At 68.0% G+C, this 16,728-nt stretch carries 14 protein-coding genes and 1 tRNA gene; 8 read left to right on the plus strand and 7 right to left on the minus strand.

The window, feature by feature from the left end:
* Positions 1–111 precede the first annotated feature (111 nt).
* Positions 112–1,158 carry a lytic murein transglycosylase B gene (mltB, locus tag Tharo_RS06240; RefSeq protein ID WP_107220455.1) on the minus strand — a complete coding sequence of 349 codons (1,047 nt, stop codon included), beginning with the start codon at positions 1,156–1,158 and terminating at the stop codon, positions 112–114.
* A gap of 312 nt (positions 1,159–1,470) precedes the next feature.
* On the opposite strand from mltB, the gene Tharo_RS06245 reads away from it, so the two are divergent.
* From Tharo_RS06245 to bamC, 3 genes are all read left to right on the plus strand, one after another.
* On the plus strand, positions 1,471–2,397 hold the full coding sequence (locus Tharo_RS06245; protein WP_107220456.1) for a histone deacetylase family protein: 927 nt from the start codon (positions 1,471–1,473) through the stop codon (positions 2,395–2,397).
* Between the two features lie 162 nt (positions 2,398–2,559).
* Positions 2,560–3,438 (plus strand): 4-hydroxy-tetrahydrodipicolinate synthase, encoded by an 879-nt coding sequence (gene dapA / locus Tharo_RS06250; protein ID WP_107220457.1) that lies wholly within the window; start codon positions 2,560–2,562, stop codon positions 3,436–3,438.
* Positions 3,439–3,464: 26 nt separating this feature from the next.
* A complete protein-coding gene (bamC, locus tag Tharo_RS06255) occupies positions 3,465–4,607 on the plus strand; it encodes an outer membrane protein assembly factor BamC (protein ID WP_107220458.1) in 1,143 nt (380 codons plus the stop codon).
* Positions 4,608–4,670: 63 nt separating this feature from the next.
* Here bamC and Tharo_RS06260 read toward each other — a convergent pair whose 3' ends face one another.
* A complete protein-coding gene (locus Tharo_RS06260; RefSeq protein ID WP_107220459.1) occupies positions 4,671–5,009 on the minus strand; it encodes a hypothetical protein in 339 nt (112 codons plus the stop codon).
* A 360-nt stretch (positions 5,010–5,369) separates the two neighbouring features.
* Between Tharo_RS06260 and rlmD the strand changes: the two genes are divergently transcribed.
* From rlmD to Tharo_RS06275, 3 genes are all read left to right on the plus strand, one after another.
* The gene (gene rlmD, locus Tharo_RS06265) at positions 5,370–6,716 is read left to right on the plus strand and encodes a 23S rRNA (uracil(1939)-C(5))-methyltransferase RlmD (protein ID WP_107220460.1); all 1,347 of its coding nucleotides are present in this window, start codon (positions 5,370–5,372) and stop codon (positions 6,714–6,716) included.
* A gap of 243 nt (positions 6,717–6,959) precedes the next feature.
* Positions 6,960–7,047: transfer RNA gene (locus Tharo_RS06270), tRNA-Ser, on the plus strand.
* Between the two features lie 85 nt (positions 7,048–7,132).
* The gene (locus tag Tharo_RS06275; RefSeq protein WP_107220461.1) at positions 7,133–7,792 is read left to right on the plus strand and encodes a pseudouridine synthase; all 660 of its coding nucleotides are present in this window, start codon (positions 7,133–7,135) and stop codon (positions 7,790–7,792) included.
* On the opposite strand, the gene Tharo_RS06280 is transcribed toward Tharo_RS06275, so the two are convergent.
* Positions 7,741–9,393 (minus strand): indolepyruvate oxidoreductase subunit beta family protein, encoded by a 1,653-nt coding sequence (locus Tharo_RS06280; protein WP_107220462.1) that lies wholly within the window; start codon positions 9,391–9,393, stop codon positions 7,741–7,743. The two genes, Tharo_RS06275 and Tharo_RS06280, sit on opposite strands and share 52 nt — an antisense overlap.
* 4 nt (positions 9,394–9,397) lie before the next feature.
* A complete protein-coding gene (locus tag Tharo_RS06285) occupies positions 9,398–11,569 on the minus strand; it encodes a thiamine pyrophosphate-dependent enzyme (RefSeq protein WP_107220463.1) in 2,172 nt (723 codons plus the stop codon).
* A 119-nt stretch (positions 11,570–11,688) separates the two neighbouring features.
* Between Tharo_RS06285 and Tharo_RS06290 the strand changes: the two genes are divergently transcribed.
* Positions 11,689–12,603 (plus strand): LysR family transcriptional regulator, encoded by a 915-nt coding sequence (locus tag Tharo_RS06290; protein ID WP_211309666.1) that lies wholly within the window; start codon positions 11,689–11,691, stop codon positions 12,601–12,603.
* Between the two features lie 24 nt (positions 12,604–12,627).
* Here the strand turns inward: Tharo_RS06290 and Tharo_RS06295 are convergent, their stop codons facing one another.
* The 3 genes from Tharo_RS06295 to Tharo_RS06305 form a co-directional block, all read right to left on the minus strand.
* Positions 12,628–13,929 carry a TRAP transporter large permease gene (locus Tharo_RS06295; RefSeq protein WP_107220465.1) on the minus strand — a complete coding sequence of 434 codons (1,302 nt, stop codon included), beginning with the start codon at positions 13,927–13,929 and terminating at the stop codon, positions 12,628–12,630.
* Positions 13,919–14,407 (minus strand): TRAP transporter small permease, encoded by a 489-nt coding sequence (locus Tharo_RS06300; protein ID WP_107220466.1) that lies wholly within the window; start codon positions 14,405–14,407, stop codon positions 13,919–13,921. The genes Tharo_RS06295 and Tharo_RS06300 overlap by 11 nt, the downstream gene beginning before the upstream one ends.
* Before the next feature lie 142 nt (positions 14,408–14,549).
* Positions 14,550–15,575: a TRAP transporter substrate-binding protein gene (locus Tharo_RS06305; protein WP_107220467.1), complete on the minus strand. Its 1,026-nt coding sequence runs from the start codon at positions 15,573–15,575 to the stop codon at positions 14,550–14,552.
* 177 nt (positions 15,576–15,752) lie between these two features.
* Here Tharo_RS06305 and Tharo_RS06310 point away from each other — a divergent pair, with 177 nt between their 5' ends.
* On the plus strand, positions 15,753–16,652 hold the full coding sequence (locus Tharo_RS06310; protein WP_107220468.1) for a LysR family transcriptional regulator: 900 nt from the start codon (positions 15,753–15,755) through the stop codon (positions 16,650–16,652).
* Positions 16,653–16,728: the final 76 nt, after the last annotated feature.

Consider the following 16,728-nt stretch of genomic DNA (forward strand, 5'->3'; position numbering starts at 1 on the left):
CGCGCGCCGCCTGCGGATGGCAACCGGCACCGCCGGCGCCATGACCGTCTCGTCGATGGCTGGCATATCACGACCTTCCGGTCGACGCCAGTTTAACCGCGGGATGCCCGCTCAGGGCCGGTTCCGTGCGGAACGCATGGCGTCGACCAGCCGGCGCAGGCGCAGGGCTTCGGCCAGTTCGAACACGGACATCGCATAAAAGCTGCTGCGGTTGTAACGGGTGATGACGTAGAAGTTGCGATACCCGAGCCAGTATTCGGTGGCTGCGCCCGGCGTCTCCAGATCGACCAGTGTTGCGGTCGCCGCCGCCGCCCTGCCGTCCAGGGGGCCGATGCCTGCGCGTGCAAGGATGTCCGGCGCCAGTGCAGGCTCGATTCCCGCCCCGAGCAGGGGGGCGGTGTCGGCACCGGGCGCGACTCGCGCCCGTTCGGCGACCGGGGCGCCGGCCTGCCAGCCGTGGGCATGGAGGTAATTCGCCACACTGCCGATGGCGTCGCTGGGGTCGCGGTCGAAATCGACCCGGCCATCGCCGTCGAAATCCACCGCGTAGGCACGCACGCTGCTGGGCAGGAACTGCGGATAGCCGAGCGCCCCGGCGAACGAGCCGCTATAGCTTGCCGGGTCGCGCCCCTGCTCGCGTGCGAGGAGAAACAGGGCTTCGAGTTCACGGCGGAACAGCTCGGCTCGCGGCGGATAGTCGAATGCCAGGGTGGCGAGGGCGGACAGGGTCTCGAAATCGCCGGTGTGCCGGCCGTACATCGTCTCCACGCCGAGGATGGCGACGATGATTTCCGCCGGTACGCCGTACTGGTCGGCCGCGCGCTGGAGCGTCGCCGCATGTGCTTCCCAGAACGCCACTCCGCCGTCGATGCGCGTGCGGTCGAGAAAGCGCGCCCGGTAGTTCTGCCAGGATCGCGCCCCCTTGTGTGCAGGCGGGGTGATCAGCTGGATCACGCCGGGGTCGTGGCGGGCACGGGCGAGTGCGCGCTCGAGTGCGGCAGGGTCGAAATCGTGGCGGGCCGCGAGTTCGGCCATGAACGCGCGTGCGTCCTCGCGTTCGGCATAGGAGGCCGTGGCTAGTGCCGGTAGGGTAAGGGCGAGCACGGCGCTGGCCAGGCGGGCGAAACAGCGGTTCGAGAAGAAGGCGGAAAAGCTCATGGTCGTCCGGTCGAATCGATACGATGGCACGGCAGCTGCGGGCGCCGGCGGGGAGGGCCGCGGAGGCTCGTCCGGGCGGGCAGGCCGAAGCGCGCAGACCTTGCCTGGAACGCCCCAATCGGCCTCTTCGCGCAGGCGATCCGCATGGTGGGAGGCATTGCGGGGCGCACTGTGAAATTGATCGGGAAGCGGTGATAATAGACGACAAAGTCTGCTGTCCGATGGTTCCGCATCATGCGACGGGTGAAAAACCGCGCGGCTTCCATGCAGACGACCACCGCTTCGAATCTTGGTGACGAGAGAGGGAGGAACATGACGACTACGGCATTCATCACCCATCGCGAGTGCTGGCTCCATGACATGGGGGCGATGCACCCTGAATGCCCCGAGCGTCTGGCCGCGATCAACGACAGGCTGATCGCATCCGGGCTGGACATGTACGTCTCCTTCTATGACGCCCCGGTGGCCGAGCGGGCGCAGCTGGCGCGCGTCCATGCCGCCGAATACCTCGAAGAGCTGTTCGCCAGCGTGCCCGAGCACGGCATCCGCCACCTCGACCCCGACACCGCGATGAGCCCGGGCACGATGAAGGCCGCCTTACGTTCGGCGGGGGCGGGGGTGCTGGCGACCGACCTGGTGATGAAGGGTGAAATCGAAAATGCCTTTTGTGCGGTTCGCCCCCCTGGCCACCATGCCGAGCGGGCCAAGGCGATGGGGTTCTGCTTCATGAACAACGTCGCCATCGCCGCCGCCCATGCGCTCGAAGCGCATGGCCTGGAGCGCGTGGCGATCGTCGATTTCGACGTCCACCACGGCAACGGCACCGAAGACATCTTCCGCGACGATCCCCGGGTGATGATGGCGGGCGTCTTCCAGCACCCGTTCTACCCTTACAGCGGCACCGACAACCCGTCGCCGCACATGCGCAACGTTCCCTTGCCGGCCGGCACCCGGGGCGAGGCCTTCCGCCAGGTTTTCAGCGACATCCTGGTGCCGGCGCTGCACAGCCATCGTCCGCAGATGGTCTTCATCTCGGCCGGCTTCGACGGCCACTACGAAGACGACATGGGCTCGCTCGGACTGCTCGAAGCCGACTACGTCTGGGCCACGGAGCAGGTCAAGAGCGTCGCGGAAAGCTGTGGCCACAAACGGATCGTGTCCATTCTCGAAGGCGGCTACGCGCTGTCCGCGCTGGCGCGCTCGGTGGTGGCCCACATCAAGTCCCTCGCCGACCTGTGAGTGCGCACCGGGGCACCTGCAGGGCGGCCACCTCCCTGTTCCGTCTTCCGTTCCGCCGCTGAAACCGTCTTCCATGCGCGGACGCGCGGCGATTTCGCCGGCCACGCTGGCCGAGTTTCGGCGATCGGTTAGAATCGCCCTTTTATCGCACTACCCCACGCCATGATTACCGGATCGCTTGTCGCCATCGTCACTCCCATGCAGGACGACGGGAGCCTGGATTTCCCCCGCTTGCACAGTCTCATCGACTGGCATATCGCCGAAGGCACCGACGGCATCGTGGTCGTCGGCACGACCGGTGAATCGCCCACCGTCGACGTCGACGAGCACTGCGAACTCATCCGCAGCACCGTCGACCACGTCGCTGGCCGCGTTCCGGTGATCGCCGGCACCGGGGCCAACTCCACCGCCGAGGCGGTGGAACTGGCCCGCTTCGCCCGCGAGGCAGGGGCGAGCGCCCATCTGTCGGTCGTGCCCTACTACAACAAGCCGACGCAGGAAGGGCTGTACCGCCATTTCCGCACCATTGCCGAAGCGGTCGAACTGCCGCTGATCCTGTACAACGTGCCCGGGCGCACGGTTGCCGATCTCGCCAACGACACCACGCTGCGCCTGGCTGAAATTCCCAACATCGTTGGCATCAAGGACGCCACCGGCAACCTCGATCGTGCCTGCGACCTGATCGAGCGCGCACCTGCCGGTTTCGCCCTCTACAGCGGCGACGACATGAGCTCGGCCGCGTTCCTGATGCTCGGCGGCCATGGCGTGATCTCGGTCACCGCCAACGTCGCGCCGCGTGCGATGCATGCGCTGTGCGCCGCCGCCGCGGCCGGCGACATGCTCGCGCTGCGACAGACCAATGCCGCCCTCACCGGCCTGCACCGCGATCTGTTCTGCGAAGCCAACCCGATCCCGGTGAAGTGGGCGGTTGCCCGCATGGGGCTGGTCGGCGACGGTATCCGCCTGCCTCTCACTCCGCTGTCGGAAGCCCATCACGCGCGCGTACTCGAGGCGATGCGCAAGGCCGGCATCCAGGTCTGACCCGAACTTCTTTGTCCAGGAAATCCATGAACTGCTCCACGCGCACTTCCTTTTCCCTGCTGGCCATGACGCTCGCGCTTGGCGGCTGCTCGGGGTCGCTGCTCGAGTCCAAGCGCATCGACTACAAGAGCTCGCGTCAGATCGAACGCCCGCTCGAAGTTCCTCCCGACCTGACCGCTCCCCGGCGTGACGATCGTTTTGCCGTTCCCGATGTGGCGCCGCGCGGCGTTGCCACCTACTCGGCCTACGCCGCCGATCGCGCAGGCCAGCCTGCGGCTGCCAGTACGACGGCCGAGGTCCTCACTCCGTCGTCGACGATGCGTATCGAGCGCGCGGGCAGCCAGCGCTGGCTCGTGATCAGCGGCACGGCCGACGAGCTGTGGCCTCAGATCAAGGACTTCTGGCTCGAACTGGGCTTCATCCTGAACGTGGAAAGCCCGGAAATCGGCGTGATGGAAACCGACTGGGCCGAAGACCGCGCCAAGATCCCGCAGGATTTCCTGCGCTCGTCGCTTGGTCGCGTGATCGACGGTCTGTATTCGACGCCGGAGCGCGACAAGTTCCGCACCCGTCTCGAACAGGGCAAGGATGCGGGCACGGTCGAGGTCTACATCAGCCATCGCGGCATGATCGAAATCTACCCGACCGAGGCGAAGGACACGACGATCTGGCAGCCGCGCCCGGCCGATCCCGAACTCGAAGCCGAAATGCTGCGCCGCCTGATGGTGCGGCTGGGCGCCGAGGAGGCCCGCGCCGAAGCGGCGCTTGCCGCACCGCAGGCGGCAGAGCGGGCGCGGATCAGCACCGGCGGAGACGGTCAGGCCGCACTGCTGATGGACGAGCCTTTCGATCGCGCCTGGCGCCGCGTCGGCCTCGCCCTCGATCGCACCGGTTTCACCGTCGAGGATCGCGATCGCGCAAAAGGCCTGTATTTCGTCCGCTACGTGGACCCGGAAGCGGACAACCGGAGCCAGGACCAGGGCTTCTTGTCGCGGCTCGCATTCTGGCGCAGCGAGGACAAGCCGGCCACCGGCGGCAGCGAATACCGCCTGCGCGTGGAAAGCCAGGGCGAGGCGTCCCGCGTCAGCGTGCTCAGCCGCGAAGGCGGCGTCGATGCCTCGCCGACGGCGCGGCGCATGCTCGGCCTGCTGCATGAGCAGCTGCGCTGAGCGGAGACAAAAAAGCCGGCGTCAAGCCGGCTTTTTTGTCGCAGGTGCGAAGAACGCGGCACCTTACTTCTGCAGCGACTCCTTCGCCGAATCGACCGCTGCCTTGGCCGCTTCGGTAGCGTCCTGCTTGAGCTCCTGCGCCGCGGCTCCCGCCTCGGCGGCGGCGGCCTCGGCTTTCTCGCCGAGCTGGGCGGCGGTCTCGCCGGCTGCCGTGGCTGCAGCCGCCGCGGCGTCCCCGGCGGCTTGAGCGCTTTCCTTGGCGGCGTCAACCGCTTGTGCCGCCGACTCCTTCATTTGCTCCTGAGCGGAGACGGGCTCCTGAACCGCAGCGGGTTCGTCCTTCTTGCCGCAGGCCGAAACGGCGACGGCGACAAGTGCAGCTACGAGAAGGGGGTACTTCATGATGTGTCTTCCTATCGGGTGCATGAATGTGGTTGCGCGATCGCGGTACCTGCCCGCCAGCCCGGAATTCGAGTCCACCGGTGAGCGAGCAGACACCCGAATCTTAGCAGCTGGATCATGACAATGCCTGGATTTGCTGCGGCGCAAAAAGATAATGTATTTGTAAAATTGCATAAAAAACAATTCATTAACTAAATTCAGTCGGAGCTGTTATTGTTTCCAATTGTGCGCTGTGCGGGATCGGTGCCGTGTTGCGCTGGAATCGGCGCGTGCGCCGAACCGGCGTCCTGCGCCGGCGTGACCGCTGCGAACCGGACAGGGCGGGGTAGAATCGCGCACCGCGTTTCCATCGACCCGACCATGCCTGTCGCAAGCATCGAATCCCTGGACCACGAAGGCCGTGGCGTCACCCATGTCGACGGCAAGGCTGTATTCGTCGAAGGGGCGCTGCCGGGCGAGGAAGTGGAATACACCGTGCTGCGCGAGCGCCCCAGCTACGCCCAGGCCACGGTCGAGCGCGTTCTCCGCCCCAGCGCCCAGCGCGTGGCGCCGCGCTGCCAGCATTACCAAACCTGTGGCGGCTGTTCGATGCAGCACCTGGATGCCACCGCCCAGGCCGCGGCCAAGCAACGCATCCTCGAAGACGCGCTGTGGCATATCGGCAAGCTGCGCCCGGCGATCCTCTACCCCGCCATCCACGGCCCGGCGTGGGGGTACCGCGAGCGTGCGCGGCTCGGGGTGCGCCTGGTGCCGAGCAAGGGCGGGCTGCGCATCGGCTTCCACGAGCGGCGCTCGAGCTACATCGTCGACATGCGCGAATGTCCGGTGCTGCCGCCGCGCATCTCGGCCCTGCTGCCCCGTCTGCGCGAGCTCATCGCCGGATTGTCGATTCCCGATCGCCTGCCCCAGGTCGAAATCGCCGTCGGCGATGCCGTCACCGTGTTCGTGTTCCGCAACCTGCTGCCTTTCAGCCGCGCCGACGAAAAGCGTCTCGCCGCCTTTGCCGAAGCCGAGGGCATCCAGGTGTGGCAGCAGCCCGGCGGCCCGGATTCGGCCATTCCGCTGCATCCGGCGCATGAGGCGGGATTGGCTCAGAGGTTGGCCCCGGGTTTGGCCCCGGGGTTGGCCTATACGCTGCCCGAGTTCGATGTCAGGATGGAATTCCGTCCGACCGACTTCACCCAGGTCAATGTGCACATCAACCGCGTGCTGATCCGGCGCTCGATGCAGCTGCTCGACCCGCGCCCGGGGGAGCGCATCGCCGACCTGTTCTGCGGCCTGGGCAACTTCAGCCTGCCGATCGCCCGCCACGGCGCCCGCCTGGTCGGCGTCGAAGGCAGCGACGCGCTGGTCGCGCGCGCGCTCGACAACGCCCGCCGCAATGCTCTCGACCACCTGACCGAATTCCATGCGGCCAATCTGTTCGAGGCCACCGAGGACAGCCTCGCCGCCCTCGGTCCGCTCGACAAGCTGCTGATCGATCCTCCGCGCGAGGGCGCGATCGCCGTGGTCAAGGCCCTCGGCCCACAGCAGCTCCCGGCGCGCATCGTCTATGTGTCGTGCAATCCGGCCACGCTGGCCCGCGACGCCGCCGTGCTGGTGAGGGAAAAGGGCTATGTGCTGCGCGGCGCCGGCATCGCCAACATGTTCCCGCACACCTCGCACGTCGAGTCGATCGCGCTGTTCGAGCACTCCGCCCCGAGCTGAGCGCCGCCGCAGCCGCGCAAGGCGCGGCCGGGCGGCGCAGGAACGGCGCACGGATGGATTTTTACGCACCGGGCCGCGATTTCCGGTTCTTCTACCGCCCTGCCGTGTCGAGTGCGATCGCGTGGGGCGAGGAGTATTACGCCGGCTCGTTCCGGCTTGGATAGGCCCCTGGCAATGCTATACTTCGCGGCCTCCGGAGGCGCGGCCGCACTGCTTGGCGGCAAGCTCCTCGAGCGCTTCGCGGGAAGAGTGGCAGAGCGGTTGAATGCACCGGTCTTGAAAACCGGCGATGGGCGACCATCCGTGGGTTCGAATCCCACCTCTTCCGCCAGCTTGTCGATCATCGGGCCTGGTCGCGGTGATTACCGCGGGATCCAGCCGCGCTTCGCTCTGATGCCTCTTCCTGCGGACCCTGCATGCCCCGTCTGCTGCTTCTCAACAAACCTTACGGCGTGCTGTGTCAGTTCACCGCCGAGTCCGGCCGGGTGAGCTTGAAGGATCATGTACCGCTGCCCGGCGTCTATGCTGCCGGCCGTCTCGACGCCGATAGCGAAGGCCTGCTGCTGCTGACCGACGATGGCGCCTTGCAGCACCGTATTGCCGACCCCCGCCACAAGCTCCCCAAGACGTATCTCGTCCAGGTCGAGGGCGAACCCGACCCGGCGGCGCTGGCGCGCCTGCGCGCCGGGCTCGATCTCGGCGATTTCCGTTCCCGTCCCTGCGAAGCGCGCCGGGTGGTGGAGCCGGACTGGCTGTGGCCGCGCGATCCGCCAGTGCGCTTTCGCAAGACCGTACCCACCGCCTGGCTGGAGATCGTGCTGCGCGAAGGCAGGAACCGCCAGGTGCGGCGGATGACGGCGGCGGTCGGCCATCCGACCTTGCGCCTGCTCCGGGTCGCGGTCGGGCCGTTCCGGCTCGATGGCCTGGCGCCGGGGCAGTGGCGCGAGGCCGATCCGGCGCTGCTGCCGCCAATGCCCGCGGCGGCGCCCGCCCGCAGCGGGACGCGCGGCGCGGGCGGGCGGCGTCAGGCGCCGCCCCGGCCGAGTTCGCTGCGGCGCACGAAGCGCAGCGGCTGAGCCTTGGGCGGCCGGGCCGGCAGGCCGCGGTCGCGCAGCACACGATCGAACTCGCGTCCTTCTTCGTCGGCCAGGGCCGCTTCGCGCGCGCCGCGGACGAGACCGAGGAGTTCGTCCGCGGCCATGCCGGCAGGCAGGTGATCGAGGATGTGGAGCAGGTTTTCCTTGCCGCGTTCGTTGGTCGAGCCATAGCCCTTGATCAGGCGGGCGCACAGGGTCAGCTCGTTGGCCAGCGCCCAGTCCTGGGTCGCGGCGTGCTCGATCGCTTCGATCCAGCGCTCGATCATCGCCTGCTCGTGGGCGAAACGGGCGCCATGGCGGCGCAGGCCGCGCAGCGCCGCCAGCGTGCGCAGGGCGAGGAAGCCGCGCAGGCTGGTGGCGTCGAGCTTGAGGGCGAACTCCAGCGCGGGCTTGCCCGCCGCCCGCCGGCGGGCCTCGAACCGCTTCAGCCAGCGTGCCAGCGCCGGCGGCAGCAGGCCGGCAATCTCGGCGATACCGGGCTTGAGGAAATCGACGATGCGCAGCAGGTCGTCGGGCCGGGCGCCGGTTTCACGGCGCACGCGCTCGAAGCGGCGGGCACTGCACTTGAGCTCGGCGACGCGCACGACGTCGTCGAACGCCATCCACAGCGCCAGGTAACGGGCGAATTCGCGGGTGAGGGCGAAGCCGTGGCAGGCCTCCGGATCGGCACGGCATTCGGCGGCGTGGATGCGGCGGATGCGCTCGAGGTAGAGGCGGCCGTAGGCTTTGTCCTGGAAGTGTTCGACACGCGCCAGCCCCGGAACGAGCATGTCCTGTACCGCGTCCGGAAAACCGGCGATCGCGGCGGCTGCGGGCGCCGGGCGAACGGCCCCGGCCGCCGGTGCGGGCCCGCCGTCGGGCGCGGCTGCGGCCCCGGCCGTGGGCTCGGGAGCGCTCGCCTGCCAGGCGAGGGCGAAGCCGCGCAGGCTGGCGTCGACGCCTTTGCCCGAGGCGCGGATCACTTCTTCCCAGTCCGCGCGGGCGAACGGCAGCAGGCCGGTGCCGCCGATTGCGCCGAACATCGCCGCGCTCGGCACGGTGCCGGCGCTGCGGGCGGTGGCGGCGATGTCGAACACGACGCAGTTGCGGCTGAAACGGCGGATGAAGTCGATCAGCTGGGTGCTGTCGAGGCGGCCGTCGCCCAGGCTGATGCGCTCGGTGGTGGTCAGGCTGCGTGAGGACGAGGCCACCACCAGGGTGCGCTCGGCGCTGATCATGCCCGAATGGACGTGGCGGGCGGCTTCGAGCAGTTCGGAGGCGATGAAGAGGTCGATCCGCCCCGGGGTCGGAGCGAGTCCGAGCACCGGATGGGGCGCTCCGGCGGGGAGGGGCTCAGGATGGATTTCGACGTAGTAGGTGGTGGCGCCGGTGCGTTGGGCGACGCCGGGAATCGAAGTGCTCTGCGCCGGGTAGCCGCAGCGGGTGGCCAGTTCGACCAGCCATTCGGCGAGCACGCCGCCACCTTCGCCGCCGAGGGCGGCGATGAGGATGGTGAACGGGCGGCGGACGCTCGGGGCGGCGGGTGCGACGGAAACGGAGGCGACGGGCGCGGCGGAGGCGAAGGGGGTGGCGGTGGTCATGACTTCATTCTCCGGCGGGTTGCAGCATGCGGATCACCGCCTGGCGCAGGCGGTGGAGGAAACGTTCGGCCGGGCCCGGGTTCTGCACCACTTCGCCGCGGTAAAAAGAAGGGCACAGGGTGGCGGCGTGGGCGTTCTCGCCGCATAGTCCGCAGCCGACGCAACCGTCGATCACCGTCGCCACCGGATCGGGCTTGAGCGGATCGGGGCTGTCCTTGAGGGTGAGGGTCGGGCAGCCCGACAGGCGGATGCAGGAGTGGTCGCCCGAGCACACGTCCTCGTCGACGCCGTACTTGACCCGCTCGACGCGCTCGCCGCGCTTGAGCCGGCCGGCGACCCAGGGCTTGCTGCGGCGCTGGCGTTCGAGCTGGCACTCGCCTTCGGCGATGATCACCTTGAGGCCGGCGAACGGCGTGGTGAAGGCTTCTTCCAGGGTCTTGCGCATCGTGTCGACGCGGTAGCTGTCGACCGTGCGCAGCCAGCGCACGCCGATGCCGTGCAGGGTCTTCTCGATGGTGACGTTGCGATCGACCAGGCTTTGCTGCTTGTTCGGCGCCGCGGCCTTCACCTCTTCGTCGGGGGAGGAAATGATTTCCTGGGTGCCGGTGGCCGAGGTGTAGCCGTTCTTGAGGATCACCAGCACCGCGTCGTCGCCGTTGTACAGCGCCGACTCCACCCCGGTGAGCAGGCCGTTGTGCCAGAAGCCGCCGTCGCCCATGATCGCCAGGGTGCGCCCTTCGATCATCGGCGACACGCCGGCGCGGCTCGCCAGGCTCATGCCGAAGCCGAGGATGGTGTGGCCGAGGCTGAACGGCTCGAAGGTGGCGAAGGAATGACAGCCGATGTCGGCGGCGATGTGCACCTTGCCGACGCGCTGCTGGGCGAGCTTCACCGCGGCGAACACCGGGCGCTCCGGGCAGCCGGTGCAAAAACCCGGCGGGCGTGGCGGCAGGGGGCGTCCGAGCCCGCTCTCGAGGGCGGCGGCGACCGCGCCGCGGCGCGCATCCAGTTCGCCCAGCCAGTGCAGGCCGGGACCGAGGTCGAGGTCGGGGGCGCGCCGGGTGAGGAACGGGGCGAGGCCGCGGGCGATCGCTTCCACCGAGTACTCGCCCGCCATCGGCAGCACGTCCTTGCCGTGCACCGCGGTGGCGAGGCCGTGGCGGTGGAGGGTGAGGGCGACGTCCTGTTCGATGAACTCGGGCTGGCCTTCCTCGACCACCAGCACCGCCTGCTTGCCGCGGCAGAAACCGGCGATCTGCTCGGGGACCAGCGGGTAGGTGACGTTCAGGTTCAGGATCGGCAGGGTGGAGGCGCCGAACGCGTCGGCCAGGCCGAACTGCTGCAGGGCGCCGATCAGGGCGTTGTACAGCCCGCCCTGCACGATGATGCCGACATCCTCGCGGGAGCCGGCGAAGAGTTCGTTGAGGCCGCGTTCGAGGATGTGGCGGCGGGCCGCCGGCAGGCGTTCGGCGGTCTTGATCTTTTCGTGCTCGAAGATCGAGGGGGCGTGGGTGAGGCGGCCGTAGTCGAAGGCCGCGGGGTCGCTCATCAGGGCGCGGCGCGACACCGCGGGGGCGATGTTGTCCTTGCACACGAAGCTGCCGCGCACATGGCAGGCGCGGATGCGCAGCTGGACGAAGGCTGCGGTGTTTGACGCTTCGGACAAGGCGAAGCCTTCTTCGACCATGCGCACCATCAGCTCGAGATCGGGACGGGGATCGATCAGCAGCAGCGAGGATTTCATCGCGAACGCGTAGGTGCGCTCCTGGACCACGCTGGCGCCTTCGCCGTAGTCGTCGCCGATGATGATCAGGGCGCCGCCGCGCACGCCGGGCGAGGCCAGGTTGGAGAGCGCATCGGCGGCGACGTTGGTGCCGACCACCGACTTCCAGGTCACCGCGCCGCGCAGCGGGTAGTGGATCGAGGCCCCCAGCATCGCTGCCGCTGAAGCTTCGTTGGAGCAGGCCTCGACATGGACGCCGAGCTCGGCGAGGTGGTCTTCGGCCTGTACCAGGACGTCGAGCAGATGGGACACCGGTGCGCCCTGGTAGCCGCCGACGTAGGCGACGCCGGACTGGAGCAGGGCCTTGGTGATCGCCAGGATGCCTTCCCCATGGAAGGTGCTTCCCGCCCCCTGCCTGAGTTGCTCGAGTTCCTTGCTGAATGACACTTCCATGGCGGAGCTCCGTGTGCGAGAAGGGTGGGTACCGATTTAGACTCACTATAGGTCAGCCGTTTTTATCTATCCATTAGATGAGCTTCATTTCTGGTATGCATGGGATGCATAATCGAGCGATGGACCTCAACCTTCTCCAGGTGTTCGATGCCGTGTACCGCGAGCGCAGCGTCAGCCGTGCCGCGACCCGGCTCGGGCTGTCGCAGCCGGCAATCAGCCATGCCTTGCGGCGCTTGCGCCTGGAACTGAAGGATCCGTTGTTCGTGCGTGCCCCGGGCGGGGTAATGCCGACGGCGATGGCCGAGCAGCTGGGGCGGACGGTGGCGGGGGCGCTGCATGCGCTCGATGCGGCGATCCACCAGATCCACCACTTCGAGCCGGTGTCGTCCTCGCGCACGTTCCGCCTGTACATGACCGATATCGGTGAGCTGGTGTTCCTGCCCGCGCTGATGGAAGCGCTCCAGCAGCGTGCTCCGGGAGTGAAGATCGAAGTCGAGCAGATGGCGCTGGAGGCGATCCTGCCGGGACTCGAAAGCGGCGCGCTGGACCTCGCGGTCGGCTACCTGCCGCCGCTGGCCGATGTTTCCCAGCACCGCCTGCTGCACGAACGCTACGTGATCGTGTTGCGCCGCGACCACCCGCTCGCGGCCGCCGGTGGCGGGCTTGACCCCGCGGCCCTCGATTACGTGCTCGTGCGCCCGCACGCCGAAGCCCGCCGGGCCCTGCAGCAGCAGCGCCTGGAATCGCGCGTGCGGCTGGTGATTCCGCATTTCCTGGTGCTGCCCGGGGTGCTCGCGCGCACCGATCTGGCGGCGCTCGTGCCATCGCGCATGGCGCGTCTTTTTGTCGAGCGCGGCGAACTCGTCGCGCTCGACTCGCCGCTGGCGACCGCCGCCTTCGACGTCCGCCTGTACTGGTACTGGCGCGCCGAGCACGACCCCGGGCACCGCTGGCTGCGGGAGCTGCTGATCGCGCTGTTCAGCGAGGGCGGACCCGGCGACGGCCAGCGCGCGCCCGCCGCGGGCATGCGCTGAAGCCGTCGGGAGGATGAGGCCGGTTTACTTCAGGGTTCCCGGCAACCACAGGGACAGGATCGGGAAGGCGCACAGCAGCACCAGGCGAACCACGTCCACCGCGAGGAAGGCGGCGACACCGCGGTAGATCTTGGTCAGCGCGATGTCTCCGGCGATCGAGTTGATGACGAAGACGTTGATCCCGACCGGAGGGGTGATCATGCCGAAGCTGACCGCCATCACCGTGATCACGCCGAACCACACCGGGTCGAAGCCGAGCTGCATCATCGCCGGGAATACGATCGGTACCGTGAGCAGGATCATCGCCAGTTCGTCCATCACCGCGCCGAGGATGAAATAACCGATCAGGATCAGGGCGAGCACGCCGTAGGGGCCGACCGGCAGATGGACCAGGGTTTCGACCGCCTTCTGGGTGAATTGGGTCACGGTCAGGAAATAGCCGAACAGGTAGGCGCCGATGACGATCAGCATGATCGCCGAGGAAATGCGCAGTGCCTCGATCAGGGCCTGCTTGATCTGCGGCCAGCGCAGCTTGCCGCGCACCATCCCGATCGCCAGGGTGCCGGCGGCGCCCACCCCCGCGCCCTCCTGCACGGTGAACCAGCCGCCATAGATGCCGCCGAGCACCACCGAGAACAGCACGATCACCGGCCACAGGCCGCCCATGCAGCGCAGGCGCTCGCTCCAGGGGTGCGTTTCGCCGACCGGAAGGTGGTCGGGATTGCGCCAGCCCAGGTACTGCACGAGCAGGATGTAGAACAGCACCCCGAGCAGGCCGGGGACGACCCCGGCGGCGAACAGGTGGGTGATGTCGGTGTCGGTCATGATGCCGTACAGGACGAAGATCACCGAAGGCGGAATCATGATTCCGAGGGTGCCGCCCGCGGCGATGAGGCCGGCGGAAAAGCCCGGCGCATAACCGGCGCGGCGCATTTCCGGCAGCGCGACCTGGCTCATCGTCGCCGCGGTCGCCACCGACGAGCCGTTGATCGCGGCAAAGCCGCCGCAGGCGGCGATCGAAGCGTAGGCGAGACCGCCGCGGCGATGGCCGAACCAGATCCGGCCCGCGGTGAAGAGTTCCTGGCTGAGCCCCGAGTGGGAGGCGAAGGCGCCCATCAGGATGAACATCGGGATCACCGACAGGTCGTAGTCGGTCAGCACCGATAGCGGGACGTTGGCGAACAGGTTCAGCGCCGGGTAGGACCCGGTGAGCAGACCGAAGCCGAGCACGCCGGCGACGCCCATGGCGACGCCGATCGGCACGCGCAGCACCATCATGGCGAACATCGCCACGAAGCCGGCAAGGGCGACCAGGTCACGATCCATAATGATTCTCCGTTTTCATCGTTTCCAGGTGGCGTGCCCACAGCACGGCGAGACGGTGCAATGCGAGCAGCACGGTCGCGGTGGCACCGAGCGCAGCGACCGGATAGAACCAGATCAGCGGCAGGCGCAGATCGGAGGTGGCCTGGGTACCGGTGCTGCCGACCTTGACCCACACCATCCATGCCAGTGGCGCGAAGAAGGCCACGCACAGTGCGGTGACCGTGATTTCGAGGCGGCGGCGGCCGACCGCGCCGAGATGCTCCCACAGGATGTCGACACTGATGTGGCTGCCGCGGTGGGTGGCGAGGGCGATCCCCCAGAACATGGCGATGGCCAACAGCAGGCGCGAACCGTCGAACCAGTCGGGAATGGTCGCGGCGAACAGTTCGCGCGCGAGGACGTTGGCGGTCGTCAGCAGCGCGATCAGCAGCATGAAGACGGCGGCCAGGGTCTCGGTAAGGGCAAGGATCTGCTTCATGCCGATGCAGGCTCCGGAAAAGGACAGGGACCGCACGAAGCGGCGAACCCCGGTCCGGGGACCGGGGGGGGGCAAGTGGACCCGGGGAAAAGGCCGGGGCCGTGGCCGTGGGAGCGGGACCCGGAGGTCCCGCGGTGCGGCCTTACAGGCCGGCGTTACGGCTGGTGATTTCCTTCTTCAGGGCGTCGAGAACGCTGGCAGCATTGCCGCCGGGCAGGCTCTTCGCCCACACGTCGTAGACGGGCTGGACCGCCTGCTTCCACTTGGCCAGCTGCGCATCGGTGAGCGGCACCAGCTTCTGGTCGCCCATCGCGGCGAGCTTGTCGCGCCCGCTGTCCTCTTCGTCGCCCCAGGCGGTGCCGACGCGGCCGGCCCATTCGTTGTTGCAGTGGTCGTCGATGACCTTGCGCTGGCTGCCGGACAGGTTGTCGTACCAGTTCTTGTTCATCACCCACACGAAGTTGGCGGCATAGAGGCGCATGTCGGTGTGGTGGTTGGCGGCGCGGTGGACGTTGAAGGTGATCAGCGAATTCCACGGGAAGGTGATGGCATCGGCGACGCCCTTGTCGAGCGCATCCCTCGCTTCGGGGGCGGACACCTGGACGTTGGTCGCACCGAGCGCGGTCATCGTCTGGGCGACGGTGCCGTTGGCCGGACGCACTTTCATGCCCTTGAGCTGGTCGGGGTCGGTGATCGGCTGCTTGGAGTGCAGCGTGCCGACGTGCATGTGCGAGAAACAGAACTTGACGTCGCCCATTTCCTTGTCGGCATAGGCGCGGTACCAGGCATCGACCGCGGCCGAGCCGGCGCCCGGCGTGCGGAACAGGAAGGGCAGCTCGCTCGCGGCATAGATCGGGAAGCGGCCGGCCTGGTAGCCCGGGCTGACCCAGGCCATGTCGGCGATGCCGTCGCGGGTCATGTCGTAGTGATCGGCGGCCTTGCCCAGCTGCTGCGCCGGATAGAGGGTCACCTTGATCGAGCCGCCGGACGCTTCCTCGACCGATTTGGCCCAGGGCTCGAAACCGGTGCGCGCCAGCGCGTGCTGCGGCGGCAGCCAGCTGGCGAAACGCAGCTCGACCGGCTTGTCCGCCGCAGCGGAAGGCAGTGCCGGAATGAGCAGGGCGGGCAGCATGACGGCTTTGGCCAGCGTGGTGCGGAAGTTCTTCATCGGTGGTGTCTCCTCATCGTTGAACTTGTCGTGGCGCTCGAGGTGCGGCGTCGGCGTGGGCGGGCCGGTTCCACCCGGGCGACGCCGAGTGCGAAAGCCACAGGGGGGCAAGGCTACTCTTGGAGTAATATCGAAACAATATATGCTGTGTATGTTACATATAGATGCATTAGATAAATGAATGCCTTCGATCTCAACCTCGTCCGGAGTTTCGTCGCCATCTACGAAACCCAGAGCGTGACCGCGGCGGCGCAGCGCCTGTCGCTGTCGCAGCCGACCGTCAGTTACGCCCTGGGGCGCATGCGCGAGGCGCTTGCCGACCCGTTGTTCGTGCGCGAGCAACGGGTGCTGAGGCCGACTCCTCGCGCCCACGGACTGTATCCGCGCTTTGTCGATGCGCTGGCGAGCGTCGATGCGGCGCTCGAAGAGCCGCACCGCTTCGATCCGTCGACCACGAGCCGCAGCTTCAGCCTGGCGATGTCGGATATCGGCAGCATGTCCTTCCTGCCGCCGCTGGAAGTCCACCTGCGGCCGCTGGCGCCCGGGCTGCGTCTCGAAATCCAGCAGGTTCCGGTCGACGAGATCATCAACGGCCTGGCCGCCGGCAAGATCGATGCCGCGCTCGGCCACCTGCCCACGCTGCGCGGGCGCGGCCGCAGCTCGCTGCTGTTTCGCGAGCGCTACGTCTGCCTGGTCGGCCGCCGTCACGCGCAAAGGATCGGTGCGATGAGCGTTGACCACTTCCTGGCCTCGCGCCACGTCGCGGTGTCGTCGACTTTTTCCGGGCACAGGCTGGCCGAAGACGTGCTCGCCGAGCTGGGTGTGGTGCGCCAGATCGCGATCGACCTGCCGTACTTCACCGCGCTGCCGCAACTGATCGCCCAGGGGGAGCTGGTGGTGATCCTGCCTTCACGGGTGGCGGCGACGTTCTGCGCCCAGGGCGAAGTCGTGATGCTCGAGGCGCCGTTCAAGCTGCCCGAGTTCGAAGTGCGCCTGTACTGGCACCCCCGGCACGAAGCCAATCCCGCCCTGCAGTGGTTGCTGGCGCAGATTCAGAGCGCACTGAGCGGGCTTTGAGTCGGGCCTGGGTTGGGGCGCCGGGCCTGGGTTGGGGCTCTACGCGGGGGCGGGCGCCTGAGGTAGCATGCGGCGG

It is taken from the genome of Thauera aromatica K172 (assembly GCF_003030465.1).
In the GTDB taxonomy this organism is placed as follows: Bacteria; Pseudomonadota; Gammaproteobacteria; order Burkholderiales; family Rhodocyclaceae; genus Thauera; species Thauera aromatica.